This is a genomic window from Frankia sp. KB5 (assembly GCF_002099325.1).
GTDB lineage: Bacteria > Actinomycetota > Actinomycetes > Frankiales > Frankiaceae > Frankia > Frankia casuarinae.
Window position 1 is genome coordinate 1 of record NZ_MRUJ01000070.1, and the last position, 14,047, is coordinate 14,047.

13 protein-coding genes and 2 pseudogenes are annotated in these 14,047 nt (G+C 70.1%); 11 read left to right on the top strand and 4 right to left on the bottom strand.

Annotated elements, in window-relative coordinates; translation table 11 throughout:
• From KBI5_RS27295 to KBI5_RS26190, 4 genes and pseudogenes are all read left to right on the top strand, one after another.
• Window positions 1–407: pseudogene (locus tag KBI5_RS27295) on the top strand (hypothetical protein); the annotation flags it as partial.
• Between the two features lie 432 nt (window positions 408–839).
• Window positions 840–1,052: pseudogene (locus tag KBI5_RS28670) on the top strand (metalloregulator ArsR/SmtB family transcription factor); the annotation flags it as partial.
• A gap of 159 nt (window positions 1,053–1,211) precedes the next feature.
• The gene (locus KBI5_RS28675; protein WP_347272480.1) at window positions 1,212–1,643 is read left to right on the top strand and encodes a hypothetical protein; all 432 of its coding nucleotides are present in this window, start codon (window positions 1,212–1,214) and stop codon (window positions 1,641–1,643) included.
• Window positions 1,644–1,654: 11 nt separating this feature from the next.
• Complete coding sequence (locus KBI5_RS26190; RefSeq protein WP_157902462.1) at window positions 1,655–1,810, top strand: hypothetical protein; 156 nt, start codon at window positions 1,655–1,657, stop codon at window positions 1,808–1,810.
• Between the two features lie 184 nt (window positions 1,811–1,994).
• On the opposite strand, the gene KBI5_RS08110 is transcribed toward KBI5_RS26190, so the two are convergent.
• The gene (locus KBI5_RS08110; RefSeq protein ID WP_043591411.1) at window positions 1,995–3,470 is read right to left on the bottom strand and encodes a glycosyltransferase 87 family protein; all 1,476 of its coding nucleotides are present in this window, start codon (window positions 3,468–3,470) and stop codon (window positions 1,995–1,997) included.
• A 247-nt stretch (window positions 3,471–3,717) separates the two neighbouring features.
• On the opposite strand from KBI5_RS08110, the gene KBI5_RS08115 reads away from it, so the two are divergent.
• The gene (locus tag KBI5_RS08115; protein ID WP_241882744.1) at window positions 3,718–4,881 is read left to right on the top strand and encodes a molybdopterin-dependent oxidoreductase; all 1,164 of its coding nucleotides are present in this window, start codon (window positions 3,718–3,720) and stop codon (window positions 4,879–4,881) included.
• Complete coding sequence (locus KBI5_RS08120) at window positions 4,878–5,363, top strand: hypothetical protein (RefSeq protein WP_023841302.1); 486 nt, start codon at window positions 4,878–4,880, stop codon at window positions 5,361–5,363. The genes KBI5_RS08115 and KBI5_RS08120 overlap by 4 nt, the downstream gene beginning before the upstream one ends.
• Here the strand turns inward: KBI5_RS08120 and KBI5_RS08125 are convergent.
• From KBI5_RS08125 to KBI5_RS08135, 3 genes are read right to left on the bottom strand one after another with little or no spacing between them, the layout of a single operon-like run.
• Window positions 5,296–6,021, bottom strand: coding sequence for a methyltransferase domain-containing protein (locus KBI5_RS08125; protein WP_011435433.1), 726 nt, complete (start codon window positions 6,019–6,021; stop codon window positions 5,296–5,298). The two genes, KBI5_RS08120 and KBI5_RS08125, sit on opposite strands and share 68 nt — an antisense overlap.
• The gene (locus KBI5_RS08130; protein ID WP_085014875.1) at window positions 6,015–6,722 is read right to left on the bottom strand and encodes a DUF2064 domain-containing protein; all 708 of its coding nucleotides are present in this window, start codon (window positions 6,720–6,722) and stop codon (window positions 6,015–6,017) included. Before KBI5_RS08130 ends, KBI5_RS08125 begins: the two co-directional genes overlap by 7 nt.
• An 11-nt stretch (window positions 6,723–6,733) precedes the next feature.
• Window positions 6,734–7,414, bottom strand: a complete 681-nt coding sequence (locus KBI5_RS08135) for a glycosyltransferase family 2 protein (protein WP_011435431.1) — start codon at window positions 7,412–7,414, stop codon at window positions 6,734–6,736.
• Between the two features lie 188 nt (window positions 7,415–7,602).
• Here KBI5_RS08135 and KBI5_RS08140 point away from each other — a divergent pair, with 188 nt between their 5' ends.
• The 5 genes from KBI5_RS08140 (at window position 7,603) to KBI5_RS08160 (ending at window position 13,578) form a co-directional block, all read left to right on the top strand.
• Window positions 7,603–8,370 carry a response regulator transcription factor gene (locus KBI5_RS08140; protein ID WP_085014868.1) on the top strand — a complete coding sequence of 256 codons (768 nt, stop codon included), beginning with the start codon at window positions 7,603–7,605 and terminating at the stop codon, window positions 8,368–8,370.
• Between the two features lie 64 nt (window positions 8,371–8,434).
• Entirely contained in the window at window positions 8,435–9,574 is a 1,140-nt protein-coding gene (locus KBI5_RS08145; RefSeq protein ID WP_011435429.1) for a HAMP domain-containing sensor histidine kinase, read from the top strand.
• A 105-nt stretch (window positions 9,575–9,679) separates the two neighbouring features.
• Window positions 9,680–10,723 carry an SDR family NAD(P)-dependent oxidoreductase gene (locus KBI5_RS08150; RefSeq protein WP_011435428.1) on the top strand — a complete coding sequence of 348 codons (1,044 nt, stop codon included), beginning with the start codon at window positions 9,680–9,682 and terminating at the stop codon, window positions 10,721–10,723.
• A 731-nt stretch (window positions 10,724–11,454) separates the two neighbouring features.
• Window positions 11,455–12,876, top strand: a complete 1,422-nt coding sequence (locus KBI5_RS08155) for an NAD(P)/FAD-dependent oxidoreductase (protein WP_347272481.1) — start codon at window positions 11,455–11,457, stop codon at window positions 12,874–12,876.
• A 183-nt stretch (window positions 12,877–13,059) separates the two neighbouring features.
• Complete coding sequence (locus KBI5_RS08160) at window positions 13,060–13,578, top strand: DUF5666 domain-containing protein (protein WP_011435426.1); 519 nt, start codon at window positions 13,060–13,062, stop codon at window positions 13,576–13,578.
• The last annotated feature ends 469 nt before the right edge of the window (window positions 13,579–14,047 follow it).

Below are 14,047 nucleotides of genomic sequence, written 5' to 3' on the forward strand. Positions count from 1 at the left end.
GAATCACCAACCTCTCAAAAAGACGCACCCCCAGCAACTCCTGCGCAGAGCCGCCGAACTCCAAGAGTAAACGGCGCGGGGGCCGAGGACTCGTCGTAGGGCGGCTCGTCTCACCGCGGGCCRCCCGCGGCTGGGTCGAACCGGACTACAAGCAGGTCAAACACGAACTGGGYTGGGCCGACTTCCAGGTCCGCTCCGCCACCGCGATCGCCCGCCACTGGACCCTGGTGAACTGCGCGTTCAGCCTGWGCTGGCACGACACCCCCGCCAAGCCGCCCGCACCCAGCCCAGCCGGCGACAGCCCKCACCCGGTCCGTCCTGGCACACCGCCCCGATGYCCCACACCCCGCGAACTGATCGACACGCTCGCCGCCGGACACCAGCTCTGCCTCTACCTACCCCCGTAGATCACAGATCACGAACTGCCCATCACAACAAACCACCGCCAGTTGCCTCGATGATATGCTAACATCTATAGCTGTCGATGCACCGACCTCTTGAGGCCGCCCGGATAATTCGCATGGTCAAAACTGAGACAGAAGATCTCTGGCCGTCTGCGCTCGCTCGCTGGGATCCGCCACTTCTGTGCTCTGCATAGCTATCTTCGACAGCCCGCAAGAACGGCCTCGGCGCGCTCGACGCCCTCGCTCGTCTCACCACGGGCCGCCCGTCGCTGCCCGAAAACAGCCCAGCCCTCACCGCCGCCGCGCAACCATCCGTCACTGTCAATCAAGCGGCACCTCTGGCCAGTTACATCTGAATATGTATTATTCGCAGGCCGAGACGCCCGATTGATCTTGATTGAGAAATTTTGATAATGTTGTTGATTGGGTACGATTATGACTGAATATTCCAAAATTTTCGCGGCTCTTGCAGACGCGACCCGTCGTAACATGGTCGAGCGACTTGTCGAAAATGACGCCACAGTCGGTGAGCTCGCCAAGCCGTATGGGATAAGCCTCCAGGCGGTCTCCAGGCACCTCAAGGTGCTTCAGGAAGCCGGCTTGATCCGCCGCCCTGGAGGTGGCCACCGCAGCCCGGTACGTCTCGAAGAGGATGCGCTCGGCCCAGCGGCCCAGTGGATCGAGGAATTTTACAACTCTCGCCTCAGATCCAAGAACAACGATATCACCGGAGAGATCATAAGGACAGCTAACCCGACCCCGGGGGAATTCATAGTTGTCCAAGAATTCCCGTTCCCTCTAAGGCAGCTGCACCAGATCCGAACGGATCCTGAGCTGTACGTGCAATGGATTGCGCCGCCTGAGACGCAGGTCAGGATCATGTTCTGGGACCCCAGGCCTGGTGGGCGTTGGCGCCTCCGTTTCGTCGGGRACTCGAAGGTCGACATCTACGGCACCTTCCACGAGTACGACTCTGAATTGATCGTGCAAGTGTTTACAATTGGCAATAAAACCGACAATCTCGCAATCTCGAGCCAGCGGGCCAAGGATGTCGGCGGCGGCGAAAGYAGGATGTCCCTCAAGGTGGCGACCGACAATCTCGAGGCCTGCGCGGGCTTCATACGCCGCTGCTACTCCGAGACCGAGACCAACTCTTCCGATATCCACAGGGAGGTGGAGGACGCGATCAAGGAAACCTTCCGCAGAGCTACACGCATGCCCGAAAGCGATGCAGCGTAAGTTGATCAGCGGTGTGTGTCCGACAGATACCGGATCCGCCCGGGCCCTGGGTCGGCATGCTGCGCTTCGCGGCCTTGGCGGTCGCGGTCATCGCCGAGGACAGTGGCGCGGAGCATCGGGACGCCGCCCAGCAACTCCTGCGCAGAGCCGCCGAACTCCAAGAATAAACGGCGCGGAGGGCCGAGGACTCGTCGTCTTCAGGGAAGGGCCTTCTCAATTCGTCTTCAGGGAAGGGCCTTCTCAATCCAGTCCCTGATCGTGGCGTGGCGGGCAGCCCAAGCGTCCCGCACCCRCACCGCCCAAGCTCTGAGCAGGGCCTCGTACTCGCCGGCCTCGTCAACGAGCCCGCCATTACACCCTCACCTGCCCTTCAGTCCCTGCGCCCGGTGACGACTCGGGCCGGGGTTCGACGACGGATCGGGCCGCGGGTGCGGCAGCGCGCTCGTCGACAGCCAGCCGTCGGCCGGTCCACCGGCGCAGACCGGTCGCGGCGAGCACGACGCCACCACCGACGGCGTAGGAATACACCCGCAAAGTCCACGCGTCACCGGGCAGATCCGTGAACAGCGAGACGTAGACGGGGTGCGCGGCCGCGGCGACGGCGAGCCATTCCAGCCGCCCGGCGATGACGGCGAGCGCCGCCAGCAGCACCCCGTACCAGGGCTGGACCGGGGTCGCGACAAGGAACGCGGCACCGACCAGCCACAGCGCGGCCCGTTCGACGGGAACCCGCTGTGGATCGGTCCGCAGCACGGCGACCGTGACCGCCGCCAGCAGGGTGGCCGCTGCCGCCTTCGCTGCGGATCCGTCCAGGTGCAGCAGCCCGGCGAGCAGGAGAAAGCGGCTGCCCTCCCCGTAGCCCTCGACGTCGAGGTACTGCGGGAGGAAGCCCAGCGCCTGTGTGCCGACGGCGAGGATGTGCGGCAGGTAGGACAGCACGACCACCCCGGCGGCGGCTCCGACGAGCGTGACGGGCCGGCGCCGGGCCGCCGCGGGCAGCAGCAACGCCGGGTACAGCTTCACCGCTACCGCGCCGCCGAGCAGCGCCCCGGCAACCCCCGTCCGCAGCGGGCGGGACCGGGCGGTGAGGACCGCCAGAGCGCTGAGCGCCAGCACGGCCCCGAGGACGTCGACGTGCGCATCGGAACCGATCTCCAGGCCGGCGAGCGGCGAGAACGCATAGAAGGCCGCGTGGCGCGGATCGCGGCCTCGCGCCACCAGCATCCGCATCATCAGCCCGACCAGCGCCAGGGACATCAGCGAGGCGTAGAGCTGGAGTTTGTGTTCGCGTGGCGGCCCCGGCAGGACATGAACGGCGGTGAAGTACGCCTGCGCCACCGGCGGGTAGATGGTGTGGGCGCGCGGGTAGTTCAGCCGGATGCAGTGCGGGCCGCGCCCGATCGCCGCGCATCCGGCCGGATCCGGGAACAGCCAGCGATCGCGCAGCCGGGCCAGTTCCGGAGCGAGCGGGCCGTACCGGTAGGGGTCGATCCCGGCGGCCTGGACCCGACCGTCCCAGGCGTAGCGGTACAGGTCGTCGGAGAGCTGCGGGCCGGTGGTGGCCGCTACGGCGTGGATGGCGACGATTCCGCCGAGCAGCATGGCGACGGCCAACCGGCGCGGGGCCGCGTGGACCAGCAGCGCGGCCGTGGCGACACCGAGCGCCCACCAGAGCATGACGGGGTAGAGCACCCCTGCCCGGCCAGGCAGGTATCCCGGCGCCGCAAGGACGGCGCACTGCGTCGCGAGCAGACCCGCGAGCCCGACACCCGCCCCGACCAGGGCCAGGGCGGGCCTGAGGCGTGGCGCGGTGCGGGTTCTGGGCATGGTCCCGAGACTGGCAGGCGCAGCGCCGGCGCGGGAACACCGCGCCGGGCCTTCCTCGTTCCGTAATGCCGGTCCTCGGTCGCGAGTGGTCCCGGCGACCTACCGTGCATTCGTGCGACAGTTGCCCCGCTGGTTGCCCCGCCGGTTACCTCGTCTGCTGACCGAAAAGCTGCCGGAACCACCCCCGGTCCTGCGGCGCGGCCCCCTGCGCGAAAACGCATTCCCCAGTCGGCTGCACGATCCACGGATGGCGGCTCTCCTCGGAGTCTGGCTCGGGATCGCCTTCGGAACATGCTTTCTGACCGGGCTGGTATCGCATTTCATGCAGCATCCGCCGTCCTGGCTGGAATGGCCTTCCCGACCCGCCTGGCTGTACCGGGTGACCCAGGGCCTGCACGTGACCACCGGACTCGCGAGCGTCCCACTGCTGCTGGCGAAGCTGTGGACGGTGTATCCGCTGTTGTGGGAATGGCCCCCGATCCGTTCCGTCGCCCATGCGGTGGAGCGGATGACGATCGTGCCGTTGATCGCAGGGGCGATCTTCCAGCTCAGCACGGGCATCGCGAACATCGCGCAGTGGTACCGGTTCCACTTCTTCTTCACCGTGACCCATTACTGGGTCGCCTGGATCACGATCGGCGCGCTGGTCCTCCACATCGTCGCGAAGCTCACCGTCATCCGGGCGAATGTGGGCCGTCGCCGCCATGAGCGCGCGCACCTGGCCGCCGCCACCATGGCCACCACCACCATGGCCACCACCACCATGGCCACCACCACCATGGCCACCACCACCATGGCCGGCGCCGCCCCGGGGACGGGCGGTCTGACGCGGCGCGGCCTCGGCCTCGCGACGGGGACCGCCGCCGGGGTGATCGTGGCGACGACCGCCGGTCAGTCGGTTCCGGGCCTGGCCCGGCTGGACCTGCTCGCGCCGCGGCGGCCCGACATCGGCCCGCAGGGGCTCCCGGTGAACCGCACGGCGCGAGCCGCGCGGGTCACCTCCCTCGCCCGTGACCCCGGGTACCGGCTGGAGGTGGTCGGTCCGCGCCGGGTGGTGTACACCATCGAGGAGCTGCACGCGCTGCGTCGGTACAGCTCGAAGCTGCCGATCACCTGCGTCGAGGGATGGGCCGCGGACGCCACCTGGCACGGGCCGCGGCTGCGGGATCTACTGGACGCCGCCATGATCCCCGCCGACGCGACGGTCCGGGTCGAGTCCCTCGAGGCCCGCGGGGGCTACCGGGCAAGCGACGTCAACCCCTCGCACGCCCGGGACTCGTTGACCCTGCTCGCGACCGGAGTGAACGGCGCCGACCTCGACCTCGATCACGGTTATCCGGCCCGGCTCATCGCGCCGAACCGGCCCGGGGTCCTCCAGACGAAATGGGTACATCGGGTGGTGATGGTATGAACGCCGTCGTGCTGCGCGGTGTCGCGGTGGCGGCCGGGCTGGCCGCGATCGGTTACGGGGTCGACGGCGTGCTCACCCACCAGCAGGCCACCCGGCCGCCGAACACCGTGGTCTGGCTGATCGGCGGGGTCCTGGTCCATGACGCGTTGCTCGTGCCCGCGACGATGCTCGTCGGCTTCCTGCTCACCCGGTTGGTCCCACCGCCCTACCGGTCCGTCGCACAGGGCGCACTGCTGGTGAGTGCGGCGGTCGCCCTGTCGTCGCTACCGCTGTGGCGTGGCTACGGCGGGGACCCTGGGAACCCGACGGTGAACCCGCTGCCGTACGGACGCAACCTCGCGCTCGTTCTCGCAGTGGTCTGGGCCGGCGCGGCGGCCCTCATGGTGAGTCGGGCGGTCCGCGCCCGGCGGGGAATCATCCAGTCGGGAGACGCCGGCGCAGCGCGGCGAAGTGCCGACCGGCGTCGCACCAGGTCCGGGTGATCAGCAGTCCGGCGTCCGGCGCGATGCCGGTCAGATCGTCCCCGTCCACCAGGCACCAGGAGAAGGGCCGCGACACCCGGCCGGTCGCGTCCTCCAGCCGGACCCGCATCGGACCGGTCTGGGTGCCCGGCGGTTCGAGTTCGACGAGCACCCGGCCGGAGGGGGCGAGGAGTTCCCCGGCCCGGCGCAACAACCGGGTCGGGTCGCCGCCGATGCCGATGTTTCCGTCGGCAAGCAGCAGCGCGACCCATCGTCCCTCGGCAGGCACCCGGCCGAACACGTCCCGCCGTAGTGCCGGCACACCGGCCCGCCGGGTAAGGTGCACCGCGAACGGCGCGACGTCGATGCCGAGGGCCGGCACCCCGCGGGCCGCGAGCGCGGCCGCGAGCCGGCCGGGCCCGCAGCCGACGTCGAGGGTCGGGCCGCCGCAGTGACGCAACAACGACAGATCCCCGGGGGACAGCGCCCCGGTGGACCAGGTGGACCAGGTGGGCGGGGTCGACGCCGCCGGGGACAGGGTGCCACGCCAGCGGTTCACCGGCAGCGGGTCGCGTCGCCCGTCGGGACGGCGCATCCACAGCTGTCCACCGGCGGAGCGCAGTCCCGCCTCGTAGACGGTCGTCGGTCCCCACCGGCCGTCGGGGACGCCGGTCAACACGCGGTGGCCCGGCCGGCGGCGATGCGATCCCCGTGCGTGGCGCGCAGCGCCGCGGCGAAGCGTCCACCGGGCACGAGCCGGGCGACCGCGTCGGCGTCGGCCATGGTGTCGACGTCACGCACCGTCGGCAGGGTTGTGACCGTCAGGCCGGCTTCGGACAGGCGGGCCCGCTGCCGTGCGCCGGTGTCCGGGCGCGAGGTCGGCACGCCACGGAGAAGATCGCCGTCGGGGGTGGTCAGGCCGAGTGCCCACCATCCCCCGTCCGCGGCGGGACCGAACACCGCGTCGGTCGCGTGCAGCGCGTGGCAGGCGGAGGCGAGCAGGGCTGCGGTCACCTGGGGAGTGTCCATCCCGATGAGCAGGGTCGGCTCGGTGCCGGCGTCGAAGGCGGCGGCGAGCCGGACGTCGAACGGCCCCGACACCTGCGGCATCACTTCGATCGCGATTCGTCCGCCCGGGGTTCGTCCGCCCGGGGTTCGTCCGGCCGGGATTCGTGCGAACGAGGTCTCCAGCCATGGGCCGACCGCGCCGTCGAGGACGAGGACCGGGCGCAGTGCGTCGAACCCGGGCAGGCGAGTCAGCTCCTCAACCGCGGCCAGCGTGTCCGCGAGCGCGGCCGCCGCGACGGCCGCCGCCTGGTCCGGGCGCAGGGGCGGCGTGAGGCGGGTCTTGACCCGCCCAGGTACCGGCTCCTTCGCCATCACGAGCAGCCTCACCGGAGGCTCGCCAACAGGGCGGACATGTCCCGGGCCGTCCGGGCGGCGCCGAGCGGTGTCCCGGTCACCTTGGAGCGCCCGACCCGAGGGGTGTAGGCCACGTCGGTCTCGACTATCCGCCAACCGGCCTGGGCCGCCCGCAGCAGCAGTTCCAGCGGATAGCCGAACCGGCGGTCGGCGACGGGCAGTCGGAGCAGGTCCTCCCGGCGGGCCACCCGCATCGGGCCCAGATCATGGACGGGAACGCCGTGCCGGCGCAGCCGCCCGGCGACCACCGCGTTCCCGAGTCGGGCGTGCGGCGGCCAGGCCCGCATCGAGGTCGGGCGACGGCGACCGAGAACCAGATCGGCCCGGCCGGCCAGCAACTGCGTGACGAGACCGGGAAGCTCGGCGGGGTCGAGGGATGCGTCCGCGTCGCACACGCCGACCACGTCGGCGTCCGCAGCGAGCAGCCCGGCGTGCACGGCGGCGCCGTAGCCGCGCTCGGGCACGTCAACGACGACCGCCCCGCGTTCCAGCGCCACCTGGCGGGAGCCGTCGCGCGATCCGTTGTCCGCGACGATCGGCCGATAGTCGACGGGCATCCGGTCCAACACCCAAGGTAACGCCCCGGCCTCGTCCAGGCAGGGCAGGACGACGTCGACGGAGGCCCCGATCCCACTACGTTGCGTGAACATGATCGGGACTGTAGTGCCGTCCGCGCGTGATCAACCCTTACGAAACAAGGAATGCCCGGGTCCCGTCCGGCGGCTCGGCACGGACACGACGACGAGCACGACGAGCACGACGAAGCGGAGCATTACGAAGCGGAGACATCCGAACCGATCATGGCCGGGACGGCCGTCGCCTTACCTATCGTGGCTGGGTGGCCCGTGTGCTCGTCGTTGACGACGACGCCCTCGTCTCCGAGGTGGTTGACCGCTACCTGCGCAACGCCGGCTTCGACGTCGACCGCGCCGCGGACGGACCCACGGCCCTGCGGGTGGCCGAGACAACCCCACCGGACCTCGTCGTCCTCGACCTGATGCTGCCCGGTCTCGATGGCATCGAGGTGTTCCGCCGGCTCCGGGCGCACCGACCGGTACCAGTGATCATGCTGACCGCACGTGCCGACGAGTCGGATCGCATCACCGGTCTGGAGATCGGCGCCGACGACTACGTGACCAAGCCGTTCTCGCCGCGGGAGCTGACCCTGCGCGTGCAGTCGGTGCTGCGGCGGGCGAACGAGACGGTGCCGGGCGCGGAAGCCGGCGTCCTGCGGGCCGGCACCCTCGTCGTCGACGCGGCCGCGCGGACCGCCACCCGGCACGGGGTTCCGCTCGGGCTGACGGTGCGCGAGTTCGATCTGCTGGCCTTCCTGCTGCGCCGGCCCGGCCGGGCCTTCACCCGGGGCGAGCTGCTCGAACACGTGTGGGGATGGAGCTATGGCGACCCCTCGACGGTCACCGTGCACATCCGTCGACTGCGGGAGAAGATCGAGGATGATCCGACCGCGCCCCGGATGCTTGTCACGGTGTGGGGGGTCGGGTACCGCTACGATCCCGGCACCCCGCGCCCCGACAGCACCCCGCGCCCCGACAGCACCCCCACCGGACAGGTGGCGGCACCGGACGAGGGACGACACCGAGGATGAGACCCGAGGCGGTGCGGCGGGACGACGACCCCACGGGCGGGCTGCGAGCGAGAGCGAGGCCCCGATGAACGCCGACCTGGAGGTCATGGGGATCGCGCTCGGCTGTTCGACGGCGGCCGCGCTCACCGGCCTGCCGTTGCTGCGGGCGCTCCGGAGGCGGCCATTGTGGGCGACAGCAGCGTCATTGAGCGTGATACCGGTCGTCGCGGTGACGGTGGGGGTCGCCGGCACGGCACAGGCAATGTTCCTCTCCGATCATGACTTGCGGGTCGTGCTCATCGTGGTGGTCGTGTCGGCGGTGGTGGCGTCGGCATCCGCGGTGCGCCTGGGTGGCCCGGTCGTGGCGGCGATCGGGACGCTGACCCGGGCGACGGCGGCCCTGGGCGAGCCGGGCTATCACGGCGCCGACCGTGTTCCGACCGCCGAGCTCGGCGCGCTGGCGACGACCCTGGACGCGACCCATGTCCGCCTCGTCGAGGCGCGGGAACGGGAACGGGCACTGGAGGCAAGTCGCCGCGAGCTGGTGGCCTGGATCAGTCATGACCTGAGAACCCCGCTCGCGGGAATCCGGGCGACGGCCGAGGCCCTGCAGGACGGCCTGGTCACGGACGCCGAGACGACGGCCCGCTACCACCGGCTGATGCTCGCCGACGCCGAGCGGCTGACCGGCATGGTCGACGACCTGTTCGAACTGGCCCGGCTGCAGGCCGGTGCGCTGCGGCTGAGTCTGGAGAAGGTGCGCGTCGCCGACGTCGTCTCGGACGCGATCGCCGCGGTGGACCCGATCGCGCGGGCCAAGGGAGTCGTCGTCAACGGGCGGGCCGACCACGCCGGGTACGTTGACGCCGACGCGGCCGAGGTGGGGCGCGTGCTGACCAATCTCCTCGTCAACGCCATCAGGCACACCCCCGACGACGGAACGGTGGAGATCACCGCTACCGCGGACGCCGACCGGGCGGTCTTCGCCGTGGCGGACCGGTGCGGCGGCATCCCGCAGGAGGAGCTGCCCCGCGTGTTCGACCTCGGATTCCGGGGCGAGTCGGCCCGGACCCCCGGTGGTGACGACCATCCGCACCAGCCACGGATGCGGTCGGGGATCGGCCTCGCGATCGTCCGTGGCATCGTCGAGGCGCACGGGGGCGACGTCACCGTGCACAACCATCGGGAGGGCTGCCGCTTCGTCGTCGCGCTTCCCACGTCCTGACGTCCGGACGCCGCCCGGGGTTGCGACGGCACGGGCCGGGCCGGGCTGGAGACGTTCCGTGGTTCGTAAGATCCGGCGCGTCCCGGCACCGTTAGCGTCAGCGTCATGCGGGTTCTCGTCACCGGTGGCGCCGGCTTCATCGGTTCTCACGTTGTTGACGCGCTGGTCGCGGCGGGCGACGAGGTCAGGATCCTCGACGCCCTGCTTCCGGCGGTGCACCGGACGAAGCCCCAGGTCAACAACGCCGCCGAGATGATCGTTGGGGACGTGACCGATCGGGACCAGGTCGCCGAGGCACTGAGCGGGATCGATGTCGTATGCCACCAGGCCGCCATGGTGGGTCTGGGGGTTGATCTGGACGACCTTCCGGCGTATGCCACGAACAACGATCTCGGCACCGCGGTCCTGCTCGCGGCGATGGCCCGCGCCGGGGTGGGGCGACTGGTCCTGGCGAGCTCCATGGTGGTCTACGGCGAGGGTGGTTACCGCTGCCCGACGGACGGACCAGTGCGCCCCGGACCACGGCAGGCCGCCGAGCTGGACGCGGGCCGTTTCGAGCCGCCGTGYCCACGGTGCCACCGGCCGCTCGCGCCCATCGTGGTCCACGAGGACGCCCCCCTGGATCCCCGCAACGCGTACGCGGCGACCAAGGTCGCCCAGGAGCATCTCGCGGCGGCGTGGGCGGCGGAAACCGGCGGAACCGCCGTGGCACTGCGCTACCACAACGTCTACGGTCCGCGGATGCCCCGGGACACCCCCTACGCCGGCGTCGCGTCGATCTTCCGCAGTGCGCTGGAACACGGGCGGGCCCCGCGGGTCTTCGAGGACGGCCGGCAGCTGAGGGATTTCGTGCACGTCCACGACGTCGCGCGGGCTAACCTGCTGGCGTCCGGCCAGCCGCAGGCACCTGGCCGGCTGGTTCCCCTCAACATCGGCTCCGGTGATCCCCACACCGTCGGGGACATGGCGGACGCGCTGGCTCGTGCCTTCGGCGGTCCGAGGCCCGTCGTGACCGGCACCTCCCGGGTCGGCGACGTCCGCCATATCGCAGCCTCCTCGGCCCGAGCAGGCGATCTTCTCGGCTACCGGCCGCGGGTCGACTTCGCCGAGGGGATGCGGGCCTTTGCCCATGATCCGCTGCGGGACTGAGATTCTCCCCGGGTCCGCAATCCTCCCCGGGCCCGCTCGGGGCAGACCCACGAAGGACTAATCCCCGCCGACCATCTTCATGAGATCRAAGATGCATCCGCCGAACACGCTGCCCGTGAACGCTGCCCGTGAACGTGCAGGACGCGAACGTCACGTCAAAGAACGAGCACCGAATGAAGGTGCAGGTGGTGAAAGCAGTGTCCRAATAGACTGATGCGCTAAACCGGACCCCCGGAAAGTGCACTCGGTCAAATCCACCGCACGAAGAAAACATGATCATAGCTCTGGCCAGACCGATCCCCGCCGTCGGGGCCCAGGGACCGGGTGGTCGTCCGCGTCCGCGGGGCCGGTTCGCCGTATTTCCGTTCGGCCCTGCGCCGCCGCCTTCCGGTCAGACACGATCTTCAGTGCCCACCCATGGTCGCACTCCGAACTGGGCGTATCACTCGACGAGGCATCAATCGCCCACGAATTGTGTTGCATGCCACATGTCCCGTCGATGCTATCCGGCGACAGGAGGTGACGATAAACACGATCCCATCTCGGATATACGGCGGAAAATAGTAGCCGGGGGCCGGCACCATCAGGTATATGGTCTTCGCGGCGCCAAGGGGCACCGCCGGAGTCAAGAGGCTGAGCGGAGAAGGATCGTGACCACGGACAGCGCCCAGACAGGGCAGGCCGGCGAACCGGAACGGCTCGAGGAGCGAAGCACCTCCCCGCACCGAGTAGTGATCATCGGGTCTGGCTTCGGAGGTCTGTTCACCGCGCAGGCCCTCCGCAAAGCACCGGTCGAGGTCACTCTCGTCGCGAAGACGACGCACCATCTGTTCCAGCCGCTGCTCTACCAGGTGGCGACGGGTATCCTGTCCGAGGGCGAGATCGCCCCGACCACCCGTGAGGTACTGAGCCGGCAGGACAACGCGCAGGTCGTCCTCGGCGAGGTGACCACCATCGACGTGAACGCAAGAACGGTCACGTCCCAGTTGCTGGGTCGCACGACCGTGCACCACTACGACAGCCTCGTCGTCGCCGCGGGCGCGGGCCAGTCGTACTTTGGCAACGACCATTTCGCCACGCACGCCCCGGGCATGAAGAGCATCGACGACGCGCTCGAGCTGCGCGGCCGGATCTTCGGGATGTTCGAGCTCGCCGAGGCGTCCACCGATCCCGCGGACGTGGAGCGGTTGCTGACCTTTGTYGTCGTCGGGGCGGGCCCCACCGGCGTGGAGATGGCCGGGCAGATCGCGGAACTCTCGCGCCGGACCCTGCGGCGGGACTTCCGCAGCATCGACCCCGCCAAGGCCCGAGTCATCCTGCTGGACGCCGCACCCGCCGTCCTGCCGCCGTTCGGCGAGCGGCTCGGCGCGAAGGCGGCCGACAAGCTGACCAAGATCGGCGTCGATGTGCAGCTGGGCGCCAAGGTCGTCAATGTCGACGCGACCGGCATCGACGTCGAGGACAGCGACGGCACCCGCCGGCGCATCGACTCGGTCTGCAAGGTCTGGGCCGCCGGCGTTGCCGCGAGCCCGCTGGGCCGACAGCTCGCCGAGCAGACCGGTGCGGGGCTCGACCGCGCCGGCCGCATCGAGGTGCTGCCCGACCTGACCCTGCCGGGTCATCCGGAGGTGTTCGTCATCGGGGACATGGCGAGCCTCAACCGGCTGCCCGGCGTGGCGCAGGTCGCGATCCAGGGCGGCCGGCACGCCGCCAAGGAGATCCAGGCCTGGGTCRCCGGCAAGCAGACGGGCCGGCCGTTCGAATACCATGACAAGGGCAGCATGGCCACCATCTCGCGGTTCAGCGCGGTGGCGAGCATTGGCAAGGTGCAGTTCAGCGGCTTCTTCGCCTGGCTCGTCTGGCTGGCCGTGCACCTCGTCTACATCATCGGGTTCAAGCACCGGCTGACCACCCTGCTTCACTGGACGGTGAGCTTCATCGGCCGGGGCCGGTCGGAACGTACCGTCACCGAGCAGCAGATCTTCGCCCGGGTCGCGGTCCAACGCCTCGGAACGGACTTCGCGCCCTCCCTGCCCCCGCACGCGAGTCAGGAGGCGCCGTCCTGGACGGGGGCCCGGACGATCGTGCCGATGCAGCCGCAGGCCAAGGGCGAGGGCAAGGGCGAGGACAGCCGGCAACCGTCCCGGGTCTAGCGCGTAGCGCGGATCCGGCCTTCCACGTGGTTCGCACCACGCTCGCATGTTGCTCACATCTCGCTGTCGCATCGTGGGCTCCGACCGCGTGCCGCCGTGGCGCGCGGCGCCCGGCCGATCGCCGCCGCTCAGGGCCGACGACCGGTTCGCGGCGTAGTGACGCGACGCGGAAGGACGACACAGATGCGCAGCTTCCTGACCGGACGATGGGGTGCTGGGGTCGCCGCAGCGGGTCTGCTTGGGCTCGGGTTGGGGGTCGGGCTCGGGTTCGGCGGGACAGCCGCATCCGCTGCCTCGGACCGGACTGCCAGCGCAGCAGCCACCCCAGCCGACCACACGTTCCTGGGCGACCATCCGCGACTCGCCGAGGCCCGGCTGCGTTCCCACGACGGGCTGCGTCCCCATGGCGGCATCTGGGCCGGCGGCGGCGTACACGGTGAGGCAACGGTCAAAACCGGCAAGGGCTTCCAGGTAGTGGCGGGGCAACGCGGGAAGGTGACCGCGGTGAGCCCCACCTCCCTGACGGTCACYAGTGAGGACGGCTACGTCGGCACCTATGTGATCAACGCCGATACCCGGTTGCGGATCGACGGGGACGCCGCGAAGGTCTCCGACCTCCACCCGGGGGCGACGGTCCGGGTGGGCGCGACGGTCAAGGACGGCACCCGCACGGCGGTGGTCGTCGCCCAGCCCCAGGACTGACCTACCGCCGAGGGCCTATCCCGGCATCGAAGATCACCTGGGGGACGCCTGTCAGCGTGACGGCGGCGTCCCCCCTCCGCCATCCGGCTCGTCCGCAGGAAGCTCCGGACAGCCCTCGCGTTCGAGGTCCGCGGCGCGGACCATGCGACACCGCGGGCACGGTGTCCCCGGCCGCGCCATCGTCTTCAGCCCCTGGCGGGGACGCCGTCCCCGATGTTCCGGACACCGCAGGTACAAGAAGTCGGCCTGAACGGGCATCGATTTCTTCATGGCAGGGGAACCTTTCCGGTTCCACCGCATTCCCGACACTTGATGTTGGCGTCACCGTCGAAAAGACCGTCCTCGTCCGATTCCGCCTGCGGGCGCGTCTGATACTGCGTGCCGTTGCAGGACGAGCAGGTCATCAGGCCTAGGCTGAGCCGCTCGTCGGGCGGCCGAAAATACCGACTGGATCTTTTTCGTTGTCTCG